Origin of the sequence: Paenibacillus sp. yr247 (genome assembly GCF_900103825.1) — a bacterium.
In the GTDB taxonomy this organism is placed as follows: domain Bacteria; phylum Bacillota; class Bacilli; order Paenibacillales; family NBRC-103111; genus Paenibacillus_E.
Genome location: NZ_FNIF01000006.1, coordinates 1 through 17557, shown reverse-complemented (window position 1 = coordinate 17557; position 17557 = coordinate 1). Strand labels below are relative to the sequence as shown.

Here is a 17557-nt window from a genome sequence, read left to right as displayed (position 1 = left end):
AGAGGGATGAATTAAATGACGGATAAAGACATTTTCCTTGCGGTCGTCGTTTCATTTTTGGTTTTTGTGCTGCTTTATTTGGGCAATATACGTTTCCTTCCTAAAAGAAGAAAGAAGATTTTCCAATCCCCGGTTAGTGTGATTATGTTTTCAACTATCCCATGGTTTTTAACAGGGCTTCTAACTCCTCATTTAGGGTGGTTAATAACAGGGATTATAGTTGGAATGGTCCTTTTATGGATACTTACTGTATTCCCCGTAAAACATGATTAGTAGAATATTCCCCTATTTACGGTAGATGCCGGCATTTTACTTATGAAAGAAATATGACAAGCCCCAAAAGAGCTATTACATTCATAGCTTTTTGGGGATTTCCACTTATTACTTCAGCTCACTAAATGGGGATAATTTAGTCAATTTCAAGGCAGATTCGGAAGATAACTTATAAAGAGCAATTGCCTTGGATAAATGGGTTTCTTCATTAGGATCGGAAACGTGTTTGTCCATTTCTTCCATGCAGCCAGCAAACTCCCCCAGGATATCTTGTAAAGAGGATTGAAACTGCATGAAATCTTCAGGTGCCTTTAAGTCGAGAGCATGCCCCAGAGCGGCTTTATATTTCGGAAGGTACGTTTTATTTACCTCTGCCACCGATTTCATATCATCGCTTTTTTTAGAAGAAACTCCATGCAAGGAGATGCCATAATTCGGAATAACCTTTAGAAGATCAATGATTCCTAGGCTATTGAGTTGTTGGACATAAGCTTGTTTCGTTAGTTCCATGGATGTAGTGCTTGAATTATTCCCAGCGATCTTGTTTGTAGCTGCACTATTTTGTTGATTAGAGAAAACTTGAATACCCCAAAAGAACAGAGCGATCAGAAAGGAAAAGATCGAAATGAGGAGCGCTTTCTTCCTGCGAGTACGATCTTTCAAAAATCGAATAAGAAAATAAATGCTAACAACTAAAAATGTCCCAAACAAATAAATCAATGGTTTGCCCCCTCAATAAATGTCTTATGCGACCTTATCCTATCTATTGTTCATGGTAACCCATCACTTGATCCGAATACTTGTTCTTTCTCCGTAATGAGTGATGGTATAGGTATGTTCCTCTGGCTGATAATCCACTTTCAAATCTTTCCCATCGATATCAACATGGGTTGGGCTGTATAGTTTAATTTGTTGCATCCCATCATCGTTAAAGTTAACGGTCCATTGCCCTTTCTCTTTGGAAATTTGGAGAGGTACATTGGAGCGTATCACGTGCATCGGATCCTTTTGCCATCCAATTGAGATGGATGTATCTTGTTGTAGCCCAAGGTAAAGTCGCCCTTCCTTTCTTACGAAAATATCTGAGTTGGTCTCAAAGGGAGAACCTGAGTATGCTTCTCCCGGATCTATGACTACACCCAATGCATCCCGGTATGGACCCGCTAATTGGGAAATGTCACCAGCATCTATCTTCAAAGAAAGATTTAAATGCTTCCCTTTACCGAGTAAATCTTTAAATTTGTCTTTGAAAGCCGAAAACCATGTTCGTTGTACATTCACTTTTCCATTTAACGCAGCGAGAATGGATCGAGCCATTTGAGGCTCTGTCATAAAGTTATAATCGTCCTTCGTGCGTATGTCATCTAAAAAAGTAACAAATTCAAGCAGCTCATTCACTCTTGAAGAACGATTTGATAATGGAAAATGATATTCCACATGTTCAAAATAGTTAATGGGCATATCCTGTTGTACAAAAGAGTCATATATATCTACGTTAGAATTAGGGCCCGTCCGGCGTAAAATAGGTGCCGGTGTAAATAGCAACATCGGATTTTTAAGCGTCGAATCTTGAAGCAGGAACGGGAACCCCCACATATAGTCTTCTCCCCATTGCGGGTCTTGAGGGGCATAGGAAGGTCGAAATCCGAAATTAAACCATAATCCTGCTTCGTTCTCATTCCTAAAAGTTTGGATAGGATCGGTGTTATTGATACGCCACGTATGTTGATTGGTTCCTGTATGTCCCCAAGGAATACCTAGGGTTTCAAAAGCCTTCTTATGAAGGTTGATCTCCTCTTTTTCTTGATCATTACTCATATAATTATGAACAAGAATATGCGGGTACAGCTCCAGTTTATTTTGTTTCGCATAATCAATAAAGTCCTTTAATTGTTGTTTGAACTTAAAATGAGGATTATCTATATTATCTGACATCCCGTACTCAACTTGTCCGACAATCAAGTCTTCTTTTCCATCATGGTTGATATCATACCAGAACGGAACCGAATTATGGCCGCCGACGAGTTCATTTGTACCCATTATATTACGATTAGAACCTATCAAGGATCCTTGCTGCTCCCAATGATCCCCATGATTTGTATACACAAGGATGTCACCTTCACTGTTTCCAATGTACAAGCTAGGCTTGTCACCAGGATTCAAAGCTTTGAGCAAAGGAGCCGCAAATTTAGACTTGATTTGGAACGAAGGACTGGCGGCTTGATAATGAAAATGATCGGCCTTCGTTCCACGAAACATCGTGACTCTTCCATCGCCATCCCCAACGATAAGATCTATGCTTCCGTTTCCATCTACCTCCCCCAGCGTCGGTGCGGCATAAGATGATACTTTGATGGGCACTCCCGATGCATATAGTGGTACTGGTGACGAGAACTTCCTTTTTCCTTGATTCAAGGAATACCAAACAGTCCCATCTTGGCTTCCGAGCACAAGATCCGGCAACCCATCCCCATTCAAATCAAAGGTTGTTACTGTTGAAAATCCATTCAATTTTAAAGGCTGCCCATTGGATAATAGAATCTTTTGGGGAGCTGAAAACGCATCGGGCGATGTTAATCCTAAAGGTACAGTTTGATCTGAAGGTTGGGGTCCAACATTCTGAAAATCATACAAGTAACCGTCTGCGCTTCCTGAAATAAGATCTTCTTTCCCCACATGTTCAAGATCTACAAAAGCAGGATATGCGCGGTAAGGGAGCTCAATCGGTTTAGCTAACTCCTCGCTTTGAGGATCTGAGGCTAAACTTAAAAGATCACCATCACTGATAAGGTGAGTGCCGCTTCCATAAAACGAATTGGGCAGTTCACCTACAAATTGCGGTTGTTTATCGGACCCTACATTCAGATACGCAGTCATACTTTCTTTCCATTGATACCACTCAAATGTAGAACGAATCAAGGAGAAGGAAGGAATTTGATTATACCGTTTCAGTAGTTCTGCCCACTGAATCCCTTCCCGATCTTTGATGGCAGACATAGCCTCAAAATGATTTTGATAGGCAATGGCTGGGCGGCCGTTGGGCCCCAAAACCTTCTTTATGCTGTACCCTAATTTTTCTTTCGAGACAAAAGACAAATATTCATTTCGCAATTGATGATTCGCCGCAGCAAATGCAAAATTAAAATAGGGTTCTTGGGACAATGAATGTTTAAAATCAAAATAATCGAGCCCCGAACCTACATCCGCCTTTTCAAATTGCTTTAATTTAACTCCAATCCCCTCTTCAAGATCCAAACCACTTCTTAAATCAAACCCGGTTATAAAATACCGATTTGGCATGAAGGCACTTGCACAAATCACCGTCCCCTTACCAAAACGATTCATTGAAAACAAAGAAGTATCCCCAACAGAAACCAACGAATGTGCTGAAGAAGGAACGATACCTTTCCCCCATTGAAACCCTGGTAGCTCCTTCATACCAACGTGTGTAAAGAAATTATCACTAAAAAGATGGATCATGTTTTGGATTCCGCGAAGATTCTCGTCGATGTCCGGATAGGTTAATGGCGGGTTTTTATCTCCTAGGGAGAGATCTTTTAGCGAAGAAGCACCAAGGAATTCTAAAGAAAAATCCGTTACCAAAGAGTTCTCAAGAAACAGGTTCCCTCCATCTCTCACATAGCGTTGCAATGCTTGCTCTACTTGTTGCAACACATTCGATTGATGGAGAGAAGGATCCAAATATACGGCATCGTATCCATGTAATCGATGAGCATTCAGATCGGTTATGCTTTTTCGATCTATCTTCACATTAACAAGCATAGACTGTTCAAAGTTTTGATAAGCAGCCTGATCATAAGAAGATCCGTTGGTCACATATAAAAATCGGATGCTTTCTTCTTTAGGAATGAAAAATACGACAAGGATTGCTCCAATGAAGAGCACCATAAATATTATTCCTACATTGCGGTGTAATGCCTTACTGATTAGGTTCAACTCTAGACTCCCTCTGGTTGCGATGCAGTGATCCGTACCGCATATAAAATTTCAGATGATCGCGCTTTTATAATCTCGTTTTTTTGTTAATAAATGACTTAAATGACTATGTAAGCACCCTAACAGAGTGAGGTCGAATATCATGAAATGGAAACGTTGGCTTTTTAAATGTGCATGTATAACTTGCATAACAATATTGACGACTTCGTATACGGCCAGAATGATTGGAACTATGTACATCGAAGAAATAAACAAAGAACTTCACATTTCTTTACCGGCCAATTCCTTTCATGTTTCGGGTTTGAATCCTATTCCCAATAATTTACACGGACCTTCTAGCAACCCTACTTTTTTAAATATAACAAACAATCAATCAGGGCCTCACAAAGGAAAAGATTAGCGAAATCCAAAAAATTCTAAAACAGTATTTGAACGAACAGGAGTATTCAGAACTAATTTTGATTTTTAGCAAATATTAGTTAGTTCTTATCAGCCTCTGTAAATACTCTTAGGTTATACAATTGATTTGGGTTACCTTGCACTAATGAAAGTTTCATATAGTATGTACCCGCTGTCAAGTCCCGATCCACATCCATAGATGGCTTCCCCGAATTTTGTTTCGTCCCCAGAAATTGCAAGTTACTATCAAACAGTTCTAAAGTGATTTGTTGTTCAGGTGAAATATCCTTTAAACGAATATGAGCAACACTCTGTTTGTTAACATGAAATGAATACCAGTGCATCTGAGAATCTGTATCCAGAACCCCCGGATAATCCGTATTTAAAACCATACTCGTGGCTTCATAAGGATGTTTGTTAGGCTCGTTCGGATCTAATAACTTCGGAGTAAAATCAATAGCAAATTTGTACTCTCCTGTTACAGGATATGGATGTTCTGAAATAACGTTTTGAATTTTCACATAATAGTCATCAGGAAACACACGAAGAGTGGCGGATTCCGTTTCACCTTCTCCCATCTGATCTACCAGTACTTGTTTTTCATTAACTTTTCGAACTTTTAAAGATAAATCGATTCTTGGTGTATCGGTCGTGACTTTTACATGTAAAATGCCCGATTGATTCACTGGCACCATGAACCAGTCCTTAGCATCCTTACGATCGAAAGTTCCTGTAACCTCTTGGTTTCTTAAAGGAAGAACATAGGCTTTGTACATGCGATCAGTATCACCAAACGGATTGGAATAGATTTGAAATTGCGTTGTAAGGTGAAAGGGCACCACACCGTTCTGATTATCCACGGATTGTAACTTGATATAGTTTCTCCCTTTGTGAACCGGAACTTCAGCATTCTGATTGATAAATGGATAAATTGTTCCATTCGAATCATCCTCATTATCATACACAACGCGAAACATGGAAGCATCTGCGTTATCGGTTTGCATGCTAAATTGGATGGTCCCGTCATAAGGAACATCCGAGTAGAACCATTTCGGATTCTGTCCTTGGAACTCTGAATCTATGCTTTTAGAGTAAGAAAAAGGAGCTGCGCTACTTTTGGTTGTATTATTTGCATACATATCCTCTTGATAGGGCTGAGTCAACGCTTGATCCGCTCTGATCAATCCAAAGCCAGCATGAGGATCCCATCCATCCTGGTTGAAATGATCCGCAGTTTGTCGGATCAGATCTCGAATCTGATAGGCCTTCATGTAAGGATATTTGGACCATATTAATACTGCTAAGCCCGCAACCTGCGGTGCCGCCATAGATGTACCTTCACTAAACTTGTAGCCCCCACCCATTTGGGTGGTATACACATACCAAGGCGCTATAACATCAACCTCAGGGCCCCAGTTAGACTTGGCAATCACCGTTCCATCTTTTGAAGCTCCGCCAACGGCCATTACCGTAGGGTATGCGGCAGGATACTTCACAACTGTTCCATTATTACCTGTTGCCGCTACAATCAGAACGTCATGGTCTTCGGCATATTGAACAGCATTTAAAGTCTCAGGTGAAAATTGATTCACACCCTCTGACAAAACTACAACTTTCGCCCCATAATCAACGGCATAACGGATACCCTCGTTTAATTTATCTATACTTCCCTCACCATTCGAGCCCATGGTCTTGATGGGCATAATCTGTGCGCGTGTACTTGTTCGGCCCTTAACAATCGCTCGCAATACTCCTGCAACATTTGTTCCGTGTCCATTATCATCATTTGGAGGAAGTTCACGCTGTAATAAATTTATTCCAGGAACTAGAATAGATCTTAAATCCGGGTGACTAAGATCGATACCTGTATCTACCAATGCAACAATCAGTGGGGGATTATTTTGCCCCCAATCATTCCAAGCAGATTCTGCATGAATTTGACTCAAAAAGAAAGGACGTTGAAGATGAGTTCCGGAAACCTGGTTATTTAGAATTTGGACATTTCCACTCGCATAAGACTTACCGGCAAGTGTCGTCTTTTCCACCTGAGAATGATTGGTAGGATTAGATGTAACTACGATTAAAAGAGATAAACTAAAACTGAGAATAATGATTCTTGGTCGAGCCGATAATGATTTCTTTTTATGCATGGTAATGTTCCTTCTTATATAAGTTAGGAGTGTCTCTACTTTATAAGATACATCGACTCTTCCATTCGCAAATCAAAGTGCCTCTGTTCCGTCGCATCAGTTATTTTCTCGCCATTGACTGCTACAATCACATCATACTGCCGGATGCCTGCTTTGAATGCAGGTGTTCTACGCGATACGCTCTGCACGAGATTACCCGCTGTGCTGTCAAGCTGCAGATCGTTTAACCAGTCATTCAGAATATTTGTCACACTGACACCAATATACGGTACTGGTTCTTTAGGAATCGTCACGTTGTTTTTTAAATTATCCAATACTTGGGAAATTGTGGTGGTTGGAATTGCGAAACCGATACCCTGAGCTTGTGCATTGACTGCTGTGTTGATGCCAATGACTTCTCCGTTTTGGTTTAGCAATGGACCTCCTGAATTTCCAGGATTTATCTTGGCATCAGTTTGCAATAAGTGTTTATAATTACGCGTCCCATTTTGGTCAGGGATACGGATTGGCCGTTCCTTTGCAGAAAGAACTCCCACCGTTACTGTATAATCAAAGTCATATGGATTCCCGATAGCCATGACCCAGTCACCGACTTGAATTGCATCGGAGTTCCCTATCGGTAATGTCGGAAAGTCTTTGTCATCTTCGATCTTCAGCGCTGCCAAATCCAGATCGAAACTGCTTTCGAGCAGTTTCGCTTGAAACGGTTGTGTATAGCCTTGTACGGTAACGTCAATTTCGTCAGCGCCATCGACGACGTGCTCATTCGTGAGAATATATCCGGATTTCTCAAAAATAAAACCCGAACCGATACCGTTTGCTATCATTCCACCATTTTGCTCCTGATCTTGTTGCGCCTGGCTGTTATCTCCTCCAAAAAAACTGTCCGAAGAACGGATCGTCACACAAATTGTTACCGCTTTTGCCACTATTGCTTGATCGAGATTTTACTTTGGTTTCAATTTTGACGACTGCCGGACTAGCCTGTTTGGCTATGTCCGAAAAACTATTAGAGTGAACATCATGAAGAGCAACGGGTTTAACAGCATCGAATTTGGCATTCGAAACCGCGGATACCTGGGATGAATTTTGCACGGTCGATTTATGTACGCCACCAGTAAACAAGTGTAATTTGTTCGAAGTAAACATGAGGCTTCCTACGATAATCACGCCTGCCATGAATGTGGAAAATGAATTTAGAAACGAAACGCGTTTGCGCATCTTCTCTCCCTATCTGTTTTTATCGCTTGGACCTTTTAGTTAATATTATATAAATAGAAACTTAATTGCACCTTAAAACCGAATAAAATCGAAGTAAAAAAAACGGAAAATTCTTTTGTAATCATTCAGGAAGAGAGCATTTCGAAATATAAACCTAAAAAAATTAATGACGTTACAAATGAAATTATGATGCCAAACTGAGGCCAAACAATCCTTCTATCAGACCTACTACCGGAATTCACTTTAATCCTTAAATGGATCATCATAAAAATAAAAGTTGCCAACAATGAAATCCAAACTAAGTAATTCATAATCAAGTCTCCTTATTACTAGACAGCTCATTCCTACGGCATACCCAGTATGCAATTCCAATCGTACAAACAGACCAACAGAGTGTAAATATCTTAACATTTCCGAGCAGCCCTTCATCTTCCAAGTAGGGATGCACTCCGTAAACATAATCCATGAAGTCATTTACCAATAACCAAGTAGCCCCTAACCATAAATATTTCGACTTTAACTTAAACAAAAAAGAATATACAAGTACTTCTACGGCCATAGCAGCATGAGATGCTACCAACATCCAATTTTCAGCCACCATTACTCCATCCCGTACCCCGTACATTCCCAATACAACCACACACCAAATCCCATATTTCAAACAGCAAACAAACGCAATCAACACAAGCAATGGACTAACTTTCTTCCTCCATAACCATGCTGCTAACACGATTGTAAACAGGGATGAAGATACTGGCGAATCCGGTACAAATAACCAAAAATACAACGGTGTGGCGGCTAGTTGTTCTTTATACCAATAGAACCCGTAAACTGAACCAATAAGATTGCATAAAAATGCAATCGTTACCACCTTACGGTTTGAAAGCAAGTACTGTAACAACTCCCGCATCACTTTGACCTCCAAAAAAATTCTTAATTATTTACCGTCGAAATGGTTGTGTCCCGTTTTAACCGAACTGTTTACGAGAATTTTTGTATCTATTTTGTCTATCACCTTGATGTGTACGCCATTTGAATTTGCTTGTTCTCATTCGTGTATAAATCATCGAGATTATTAAAAATACGACTTCTACGATCAATATACCTCCGATAACATCGAATAGTACGTGCTGTTTAACAAATAGTGTAGAAACTATAATTGTAGTGCCGACCAAATAGATAATTAAACGAGCTATCCTTTGTCTTATCTGACTATGGCATACACCTTTCATCACCAAATAACATCCAATCACATGAATGCTTGGAAAACAATCGAAGGGCCGATCATGTTGATATACCCAAGATACGATGTTGTTTAACCAATCATGTCCGATATTGATTGGCCGCGGTACAGTAGTTTGATAACAAAAAAATATAATGTTACTTACAATGAGACAAACATTGTAGGATGTTAATGTTACATAATAGGCTTTTCGATCCGATATACAAAGGAAAATGTAGGATACAAGAAGATAAGGATACCATGCAATATAGGGTAGAATGAATATTTTAAGATACGGGGTATTGTAATCAAGTAAAGTCGTAAGGGAGTGCACGTTATGTTCACTGTTATCCGTCAGACTGTACAGGACACCTAGAAGCGGAATTGTAAGTATAAATAAAAAAGGAATGATATGTCTTGCATATTTCCGGAATTTATTCATGTATGGTCGTTACTCCCTTAAAACTGTAGATAAATTGCTTTATTAATGAAAGTATACATACTTTTCCTTAATTTCACCTTAAAACATGAAAAACTCATTATTATTTGTTAGATAAATAGCCGGCTAAATCAGGCACTGCCCTAATTAAGATAGCTTTTCTTCCATAGAACTACCACGAATGCTATACTATATGACGAGCTTCGTACCAAACAAAAGATTAGAAAGGACCAAAACAATGAGTTTTATACAAACGATTTTGTTTGCCATTATTCAAGGAATTACGGAACTGTTCCCTATCAGTAGCGTTGCGCATGGTGTGTTAACCCCCTATGTATTTCAGTGGCACTTAGACGACCAGTTTTTAAAGGATCATTTTCTGCCGTATGTCGTCATGCTGCATCTCGGAACGGCCCTTGCTCTAATCATATTTTTTCGAAAAGACTGGATCGACATGATTCAATCCCTCGTGAAAAAAAACAATCCAGCAACAAAAAAATTACTCGCTCGCGTTGTGGTTGCTACTATTCCTGCTGCTCTAATAGGAGTCATCCTAGAAAAAACGCTTCGGCACCTCTTCAGTAATGTAGCCTTATGTGCTTTTTTTCTGATAATTAATGGCTTTTTACTTTTTTTAGGCGAAAAAGCCTCGAGAAAAGGGACCAAAAACATTGAAGAACTTTCGTTCGGACAGGCCCTGCTCATCGGTTTGTTTCAGTCGCTTGCACTTATTCCTGGCTTTTCCCGGTCTGGAGCGAGTATGACGGCAGGGTTCTGGGTTGGGCTAAAGCATGAAGCAGCTGCCCGTTTCTCTATGCTATTGGCTACCCCGATTATTATTGGCGCAGGGATCGTAGAAGTTCCGAAACTCTTAAAAACGGGTATGAATGGATTATTTCAAATATCTTTGCTAGGCGGAATCTTTTCTGGTTTATTTGCCTATTTAAGTGTATGGTTCTTAATGAAATGGTTCAAGAAACACGAATTTCAAGCCATGAGACCATTCGCGATTTATTGTTGGGTCGTTGGCATCCTTGTTCTTGTATCTTATAGCATATAGTTTTCACCCTGAATCGCTCAGAATTTTTTTCAAAAATCTTAATTTCTATTGACTATAAATACACTAGGAGTACGATTTCAAGGGAATTGAATATGTCCTCGTTAGATGAAAAAGCAAAAAATCTCTATCTTGAACACGAAACAGCTGCAGCAGCAGAATAATTTTGTCATCTCATTTACAAACGTTGGGTGGGCCCTACCTATTTAAAAATAACATTCTCAAGATTGCAAAAAGCCGATCCCCCTTTGCGAGGATGGAACGGCTTTGCTATTGATAAAATTTCATATGATGTAGAAAGCACTCTTAATGATTGTGGTGGTGTTCGTGTGAATGCTCCAGATCTTTGCCATCACAGAGTTCAGATTTTTCGTGCGGATGCTTGTCATCTTCCATTTGAATTGTGCAATGTCCGATACCAAGATGTAAAAGTTTATGATCAATCTGCCTTAGGATTGCATCGAGCGATAATGAAGAGAAGGGCGAAATGATCCCCATGCACAGCAATAAAAAGAAGCTTATTCCTCTAACTTTTTCTTTTTCTCATCACTTGGTAAAAGACAAACATTAAATACAAGGGAATAGCCACAAAAATCAAATACGGAAAATGTTTATGCTGTGTTGTTATAACTACGTAAGTAGAACAAATCATTAGAATTGTAATGATAGTACCACTCTTTAATAAATTGACATTTTTAAAGCTTGGAATTCTAATTTTACTTATCATTAATAAACCTAATCCTACCAAAATAATACCTATGATAAAACCAGGTATCCATTTATGTAACAATACTAACAGTGTGACCGCGCCTCCAGCAGCGGTAATTGGGACACCGATAAAATAAGATACTGATTTTTTTGAAGATGTAATGTTAAACCTTGCTAGTCGATATGCCCCAAATAAAGGAAATAAGCCAGTAAACATTAAGCCAACTATACCAAATTCCTTAAACCAAATATGATAAGTGAGCATTGCGGGTGCAACTCCAAATGATATTACATCAGCAAGAGAGTCTAATTCAATACCCATTTCAGATGAAACGTTTAAAATCCTTGCCATTCTACCATCCAAACTATCAAAGATCATGCCGATTATAACTAGTATTGCTGCATTCTTAAATTCACCATCAGCAGATAATCCCAACGATAAAAAGCCACAAAATAAATTTGCGAACGTAAATAGATTAGGTATACTTGATTTTTTTATCATATCGTTACTCCTCTTACATTTACGAATATACACATTTCAGAACCATACCATACAATAGAATTACTTGTCCATTAGTTCGAAGTAATCTGCCAGTTAGCGTGGAAACGGCAGCCGATTGTTCTGATGGGTAACTCATTAGAGGACTTAAAAGCTATTCCAATTGAATGGGGCTTCCGCGTGAAGACCCGTTTGGATTCACGAAGAACAGGTAATAGTCTCCCGGCGATAGGTCAGAGGGAATTGTCAATGTAATTGAGAAGCGGCCATATTGGGGGATAGCTACTGTCCGCAATGACACATTATCCCCTTCCCTCAGCTCCAACTTTACATTTCCGTCAGTCCACCCGTTTCCTTTTAATCGACGAATCTTGAAGCAAGAACGGGAGGCAGATGTCCTCATAACCGTTTAAACACTCTTACGCTATCCGTCTACACTTTTCAAGCTCTATACCAATTAATCTGCAGGAGCCAAGTTAAAATGTATTATTCAACAATTTCCACTCCTCATAAATCTAGTATTTTATTGTCTGAATAGCTCCCAATTATTCAAATATGCAGCATATTTCGAATTGGTGTTGTTTCCTAAACTGAGCGAAGAAACATTTAAACTATCTAAAGTTTCGGATTCCATAATCCATACATTTAAAACAGAATTTGAAACTTGTATAAACATCACCACATCATACCTATTAGCAATCAATGGGCGAAACCACCCATTTGCAAGTTTAACATAATCGACAGTTTCAATCGGTCCTGAATCTGGTTTCTCCATTATCTTTATCGACATGTAACCCCTTTTTCAACAAAAACCTTCAGAAAGCGGTTCATAACATTTCCCTTCACAATGGCATGTCTGCTTTTCAATTCAAATTTCTTCCTCATACGCACAATCGCAGTTCTATCTACGTTAAATATCTTTGCTATTTCCTTATCCGTGAATCCTTCAACTCTATATAGTTTAATCAGTTTCTTTAGCCATTTCTTCGACTTTTCCCAAAAATCACTAGAGATTGAGCCACCACCAATATGAAATGTATTACGAGAGCCTGCTTCAGCATGATCATAAGGAGACTCCTACCCCTGCTGAAATACCAAGAGTACAAAGTGAACTATCTATTTTGCAAGGGTGTTTAAAGCTGTTTATCGAGCCTATCAGGAGATTAACCGAGAACGCGGTCAGATGCAGCAGGAAGAATTTAAACAGCGCATGAGGAATCAGGCGAAGAACCAGCAGAAGGATCGGGACCAGGGGTGGGAACGATAGGTTGAATGCTTTCTACGCGCGGTGCTTTTTTCCCCAAAGCAGACACTCGGAACCTTCGGATCCTCGGTCTGCTTTGGGGGCTGGATTACGAAGATGGTTTGTTCACCAAGATATCGTACCCGTTTAGTTGAATATATTTCGTCAAATTCACTAGCGAAAAAAAGCAGGTCACCAACCTCAATAGGGGAAACTGACATGTAAAATGCCTCCGGTCTGCTGCGATCATCATTATGCCGTTTTTATAAATTTTCGGTAAAGTACAATATACTGTCCCCCTACTTTACTTATCGAGAAACCCCTCCTTACCATTTTCGAACTGAATTCACCTAATGTCCGTAACCGTTGTGGGTGTTTCAGGAGGAAATTTATATCTTTCACAAGTCTGTTTGCATGGAGAGATATCATGGAACCATGGTCACCAAAATTACAACTTTTCATCATAGCAATGGAAGTGGGTCCAACGATCCCGCAATATCCAGACACTCCTGCTGCAATAACCGGTCTGGCGCATGCCATTGCTTCAAGTGCAACACGACCAGTTCCTACGACGATATCTGCTGCATAATAAGCATTTTGAATCGAAGTCAGTGGTCCCTTAACAAGGATAACTCTTCGTCCAAGACGTTGGTTCACTTTCTGGGCCAACTGTGAAAGCTGTCGTCGAAAAGGACCTGGACCATATAACACCGCCGCAAATTTTTTGTTGCTTCGCGCAACCTTTTCGGCAGCCAAGATGACTTTTTGGGCTATCGGATATTTATCCTTTTCGAACCTTGCGGCATAGACTAATAGCTGAGCATCTTGTGGCAAGCCGAGGGCTTTTCTCCATCTTTTTTTAGACTGAATGGCCTGAAACTGCTTAGTATTGATTCCGTTCGGAATAAGTTGAATTTTATACGCAGGGATTCCCCTCTTCCGTAACCATTGTGACAGCCGCGGTGAAACGGAAACGATTTTTTTGGAGGAAACGACTGAAGCTCTTAGATTGTTCGTTGATTCATAGGTACTATGCACTGTAACTATAAGGGGAATGCTAGGATGCGCACGTTGAAAACGATTGGCCAATCTAAGCCTAGTATTAGCATGAATGAGGCCGTACTTGTTTCGGTTAACTATCTTGTACAAACCTTGTATCTGGTTCTTCAACTTTTCTTTTTGCATGGGTAGTATATGCACGGAAATCCCCATTTTTCGTGCAGCAGTGGTTAGCGGGCCTCCTTTTGTTACAATCCCAACCCGAATACCTTTAGTAAGCAAAAATTTAGACAAGGACAAAACAAATGTCTCGGTCCCACCGGTTTTAAGACGATCAATTAACATCAAGACCTTCACTTCTTAAAAACCCCTTCCATGATTTTCAGTTCTGCTCACATAGTGTATGCTTTCGGAAAACGATATGACCGGACAAATGCTGATTTGTATTTACTTCGTTTAAAGTGTTACACACAAAGACAATTGACGAATACGATTATGATGAATAGCTGAGCACGTCCACTATTTTGATGAAGGAGACGATTTGTAGCCTATGACGCCTATTACGTTTAAGGATATGCGGGGTCCCATTTTGATTGTTGCACCACATCCGGATGATGATGTTCTATCCTCCGGAGGAGTCATTCAAAAAGCGGTCCGAACCGGCAAACCAGTCCACATTATTTATTTAACCAATGGCGATGCAAACACAGATTCAATTCGAAATTTCCTTCATGCACCACCTATTCCGGCCTCTTTTCGCAGACTTGGACGCATTCGGCATTTGGAAGCTCTTAGAGTGGAATCATTTTTAGGCGTTTCATCAAATAGGTTATACTTTTTCGGTTTTCCAGACGCTCTTTCACTCCCTATAGCTAAAAGTACAAATGAAAACCGAGTGTTTCGCTCTCCCGTTACGTTATGGGACCGCGCCAGATATTCATTTTCCTTTCATAGAAATGCACCTTATACAAGAAAAACAGCTATTTCTTTATTTACGGAAATACTTAACAAAGTAAAACCTAAAACGATTATTGTAAATCGAGCAGATGATACACATCCAGACCATCGAGCAGCCAGAATTTTCCTGATGGACGCACTCCGGCGTACGAGAATGAAACCTCTTATCCTTAGCTACTTGATTCACTTTCCGAAATGGCCGTCATTTAAGGGAGCCTTTGTGCCGCCAGCAAGATTAAATACTCGAAATGTACGCGCCCTTTCCTTATCGGCATTGGAGCAAAGAAAGAATCTGCAGGCGTTCCGATTATACCGTTCCCAGTTTCATGCTCATGATCGTATCTTAAGACTTATACGACAAAAGGAAATATATTGGTTGGATTAACTTCCGATTAGGCTTAGAGTTAGCATATATTTTCGTTAAAATGTTGGCTGGACCCCTAAATGAGATAAGCCTTTCCACGTATGGACCACGTGTTGTTGTGAGCGTTGTGCTATGTAAAGGACTTCTTTGGGGTGAGCTAATTGCATCAACAGGACATATGTACAAAAACTTTTATTTTTGTGAATATGTAACCGCTGTTGCTTTGTTTCACTCTCCCGACACTTTTCCGTCCTCTTAGATCAGTAAGGCGACGCGCCTTCTTCTTCGCTAGTGCCCGTTTATCCGGCCCAATTAGATTAGGCAAGCCTCCATACAAAGATTTTTATCTTGTCATACAATATGGGGTCTTTCCAATTTGAAAGGAGAAGGAAGGGAAGTAATGGAGATACCCATAAAACCATTATGCTGGGGTGACAGAACCTGCTCCAAGTGGTGTACCGCATGTTCACGGATATTTTGCAGAAACCACTTTTAATGATGGCCACTCGCATATCATTAGAGCAACGACCGGTTCCCGCTGTCCCTTTACCAGGCGGCGGTCATATTCACTATTTCGAGGGCTATACAACGGTAAATGGGCTTACCCCTCATACGCATTGTTATGGTGGTTCAACCGGCAACGAAATTTGATAGGAAATCTAATCATTTTGAAAAGTCCTCTTAAAAAAGGGGGCTTTTCTATTAAGCACATGATCGATCACGACATCTGTATAAAATCTCATATTTTGTAAACATGTAAAAAGGAGCTGCCGTGGCAGCTTCTTCATCGTTTGTATAGAGTCCTTTATTCAACTAGCGTTTTTTGTTAGTGCGCTCAAAAAACAGTGATAATTGATCCTAATCTCAAAATAGGCTTTTACTAACTAACTATTTGTCCAAACATTTCAAATGCCATTGAATACAATAGACTATCTGATAATAGAAGGGAGCGAATTGGAATGGGTTATGCTGCAGGAGGTTGTTATAGCGGTGGTATTGGTACAAGTATGGCTACGGTCTTGGTCCTCTTCATTCTTTTAGTTATTATTACCAGTACATTTGTGTGGTAATTCGTTACACCTCAAGCTTTTTAAGAGAATAGGAGGTTATAGGAATGTCTATCAACAAAAATCGGCTAAAATCCCTCATGGGCAAACATGTTTACGTTATGACACGCCAAGGGCAAGTTTTAGATGGCATTTTGGATAAGCGCACGCATGACAAAATCTATCTTCGATCAAATGCCAAACCCGTAAGCACAAGCGCATTTACACCATTTACACCGTTCAGCCCATTCTTCAACCCAATCACTCCACTTGTCCTTTTTGATTTGTTGGCCATTGAGGAGTCCCCGTTTTTCTTCCGTAGGTCCCCGTTTTTCTTTTGAGAAAAACAGGATGAAATTACGATGAAAGGAGTGACTGAATATGGGATATACAACAGGAACAACAGGAGTAGGAATTGGTACTAGTTCAGCAGCAGTATTGGTTCTCTTTATTTTATTGGTTATTATTACTATGACTTTTGTAATATGATACGCAGGAATAGGTAATATAATAAATTTATATCCACAGCTACTAGGGGTTACCGTACAATTTAGGGAAAATTGTAAGGATAATATTGAAAGTTAAAAAGCCGGATTCCTGTACAATAGGAAAGCCGGCTTTTGTCTATCACATATCTATAGCACTCTTTAACTATCGTTCTCCGTTAGCCATCCATGCCCCTTCCGGGGCACCACGGACAAATGAAAATTTGTTGAGCTGTCTATAATGATTAGTACGGCTGGCGAGGAAGGTTGTTGAACTATGGTGCCTTGAGCCCTACCGTTAGTCTGACTACAACAACCCCGGTGTACCACGGACTGTCGCTCCCTTTTGGGAAGCACGCAGGGTAGATTAACCCTTTATTGGTTTGTTGCACCAGCCTCAAATTTTTTTGCCGTAGAAAGGTGATTTAATATGCAAGTACTCGTTGAACGTGCATGCGGTTTAGATGTTCACAAGAAGACCATCACTGCCTGTGTCGTTACACCAGAAGGAAAAGGAGATCAAGACGTTTCACACCCA

Annotated in this window: 16 protein-coding genes and 1 pseudogene; 7 read left to right on the top strand and 10 right to left on the bottom strand. The window is 40.0% G+C overall.

The window, feature by feature from the left end:
• Positions 1–15: 15 nt before the first annotated feature.
• Positions 16–273, top strand: coding sequence for a hypothetical protein (locus tag BLT91_RS13860; protein WP_090821828.1), 258 nt, complete (start codon positions 16–18; stop codon positions 271–273).
• 108 nt (positions 274–381) lie between these two features.
• Here BLT91_RS13860 and BLT91_RS13855 read toward each other — a convergent pair whose 3' ends face one another.
• The 7 genes from BLT91_RS13855 to BLT91_RS33855 form a co-directional block, all read right to left on the bottom strand.
• Complete coding sequence (locus BLT91_RS13855) at positions 382–993, bottom strand: hypothetical protein (protein WP_090821826.1); 612 nt, start codon at positions 991–993, stop codon at positions 382–384.
• A 63-nt stretch (positions 994–1056) separates the two neighbouring features.
• Positions 1057–4230 (bottom strand): FG-GAP repeat domain-containing protein, encoded by a 3174-nt coding sequence (locus BLT91_RS13850; protein ID WP_141224984.1) that lies wholly within the window; start codon positions 4228–4230, stop codon positions 1057–1059.
• A gap of 479 nt (positions 4231–4709) precedes the next feature.
• Positions 4710–6779 carry a S8 family peptidase gene (locus BLT91_RS13845; protein WP_090821822.1) on the bottom strand — a complete coding sequence of 690 codons (2070 nt, stop codon included), beginning with the start codon at positions 6777–6779 and terminating at the stop codon, positions 4710–4712.
• A gap of 35 nt (positions 6780–6814) precedes the next feature.
• A complete protein-coding gene (locus BLT91_RS13840; RefSeq protein ID WP_254776936.1) occupies positions 6815–7606 on the bottom strand; it encodes a S1C family serine protease in 792 nt (263 codons plus the stop codon).
• 37 nt (positions 7607–7643) lie between these two features.
• Positions 7644–8000: a hypothetical protein gene (locus tag BLT91_RS32845; protein ID WP_254776935.1), complete on the bottom strand. Its 357-nt coding sequence runs from the start codon at positions 7998–8000 to the stop codon at positions 7644–7646.
• Between the two features lie 313 nt (positions 8001–8313).
• On the bottom strand, positions 8314–8910 hold the full coding sequence (locus tag BLT91_RS13830) for a DUF1405 domain-containing protein (RefSeq protein WP_090821818.1): 597 nt from the start codon (positions 8908–8910) through the stop codon (positions 8314–8316).
• 58 nt (positions 8911–8968) lie between these two features.
• Positions 8969–9664 carry a phosphatase PAP2 family protein gene (locus BLT91_RS33855; protein ID WP_090821816.1) on the bottom strand — a complete coding sequence of 232 codons (696 nt, stop codon included), beginning with the start codon at positions 9662–9664 and terminating at the stop codon, positions 8969–8971.
• Positions 9665–9899: 235 nt separating this feature from the next.
• Here BLT91_RS33855 and BLT91_RS13820 point away from each other — a divergent pair, with 235 nt between their 5' ends.
• The gene (locus tag BLT91_RS13820; protein ID WP_090821814.1) at positions 9900–10721 is read left to right on the top strand and encodes an undecaprenyl-diphosphate phosphatase; all 822 of its coding nucleotides are present in this window, start codon (positions 9900–9902) and stop codon (positions 10719–10721) included.
• 523 nt (positions 10722–11244) lie between these two features.
• Here BLT91_RS13820 and pssA read toward each other — a convergent pair.
• Positions 11245–11928, bottom strand: a complete 684-nt coding sequence (gene pssA / locus BLT91_RS13810) for a CDP-diacylglycerol--serine O-phosphatidyltransferase (RefSeq protein WP_090821810.1) — start codon at positions 11926–11928, stop codon at positions 11245–11247.
• 520 nt (positions 11929–12448) lie between these two features.
• Positions 12449–12700, bottom strand: a complete 252-nt coding sequence (locus BLT91_RS13805) for a hypothetical protein (RefSeq protein ID WP_141224983.1) — start codon at positions 12698–12700, stop codon at positions 12449–12451.
• Positions 12701–13054: 354 nt separating this feature from the next.
• Between BLT91_RS13805 and BLT91_RS31590 the strand changes: the two genes are divergently transcribed.
• Positions 13055–13192, top strand: a complete 138-nt coding sequence (locus BLT91_RS31590; RefSeq protein WP_175532295.1) for a hypothetical protein — start codon at positions 13055–13057, stop codon at positions 13190–13192.
• Positions 13193–13420: 228 nt separating this feature from the next.
• On the opposite strand, the gene BLT91_RS13800 is transcribed toward BLT91_RS31590, so the two are convergent.
• The gene (locus BLT91_RS13800; RefSeq protein ID WP_090821806.1) at positions 13421–14524 is read right to left on the bottom strand and encodes a glycosyltransferase; all 1104 of its coding nucleotides are present in this window, start codon (positions 14522–14524) and stop codon (positions 13421–13423) included.
• A 193-nt stretch (positions 14525–14717) separates the two neighbouring features.
• On the opposite strand from BLT91_RS13800, the gene BLT91_RS13795 reads away from it, so the two are divergent.
• The 4 genes and pseudogenes from BLT91_RS13795 to BLT91_RS32310 all read left to right on the top strand — a co-directional run bounded on the left by BLT91_RS13795 (position 14718) and on the right by BLT91_RS32310 (position 17023).
• Positions 14718–15509 carry a PIG-L deacetylase family protein gene (locus BLT91_RS13795; RefSeq protein WP_090821804.1) on the top strand — a complete coding sequence of 264 codons (792 nt, stop codon included), beginning with the start codon at positions 14718–14720 and terminating at the stop codon, positions 15507–15509.
• A 395-nt stretch (positions 15510–15904) separates the two neighbouring features.
• A pseudogene (locus tag BLT91_RS13790) lies at positions 15905–16139 on the top strand (YmaF family protein); the annotation flags it as partial.
• 463 nt (positions 16140–16602) lie between these two features.
• Entirely contained in the window at positions 16603–16875 is a 273-nt protein-coding gene (locus BLT91_RS13785) for a hypothetical protein (RefSeq protein WP_090821802.1), read from the top strand.
• 40 nt (positions 16876–16915) lie between these two features.
• Positions 16916–17023 carry a YjcZ family sporulation protein gene (locus tag BLT91_RS32310; RefSeq protein WP_217635220.1) on the top strand — a complete coding sequence of 36 codons (108 nt, stop codon included), beginning with the start codon at positions 16916–16918 and terminating at the stop codon, positions 17021–17023.
• The last annotated feature ends 534 nt before the right edge of the window (positions 17024–17557 follow it).

Coding starts and splice junctions, on each gene's coding strand:
- BLT91_RS13840 (WP_254776936.1), bottom strand. CDS start 7,606: ATGATAGCAAACGGTATCGGTTCGGGTTTTATTTTTGAGAAATCCGGA.
- BLT91_RS13785 (WP_090821802.1), top strand. CDS start 16,603: ATGTCTATCAACAAAAATCGGCTAAAATCCCTCATGGGCAAACATGTT.
- BLT91_RS13860 (WP_090821828.1), top strand. CDS start 16: ATGACGGATAAAGACATTTTCCTTGCGGTCGTCGTTTCATTTTTGGTT.
- pssA (WP_090821810.1), bottom strand. CDS start 11,928: ATGATAAAAAAATCAAGTATACCTAATCTATTTACGTTCGCAAATTTA.
- BLT91_RS13820 (WP_090821814.1), top strand. CDS start 9,900: ATGAGTTTTATACAAACGATTTTGTTTGCCATTATTCAAGGAATTACG.
- BLT91_RS13805 (WP_141224983.1), bottom strand. CDS start 12,700: ATGGAGAAACCAGATTCAGGACCGATTGAAACTGTCGATTATGTTAAA.
- BLT91_RS32845 (WP_254776935.1), bottom strand. CDS start 8,000: ATGCGCAAACGCGTTTCGTTTCTAAATTCATTTTCCACATTCATGGCA.
- BLT91_RS13795 (WP_090821804.1), top strand. CDS start 14,718: ATGACGCCTATTACGTTTAAGGATATGCGGGGTCCCATTTTGATTGTT.
- BLT91_RS32310 (WP_217635220.1), top strand. CDS start 16,916: ATGGGATATACAACAGGAACAACAGGAGTAGGAATTGGTACTAGTTCA.
- BLT91_RS33855 (WP_090821816.1), bottom strand. CDS start 9,664: ATGAATAAATTCCGGAAATATGCAAGACATATCATTCCTTTTTTATTT.
- BLT91_RS13845 (WP_090821822.1), bottom strand. CDS start 6,779: ATGCATAAAAAGAAATCATTATCGGCTCGACCAAGAATCATTATTCTC.
- BLT91_RS13830 (WP_090821818.1), bottom strand. CDS start 8,910: ATGCGGGAGTTGTTACAGTACTTGCTTTCAAACCGTAAGGTGGTAACG.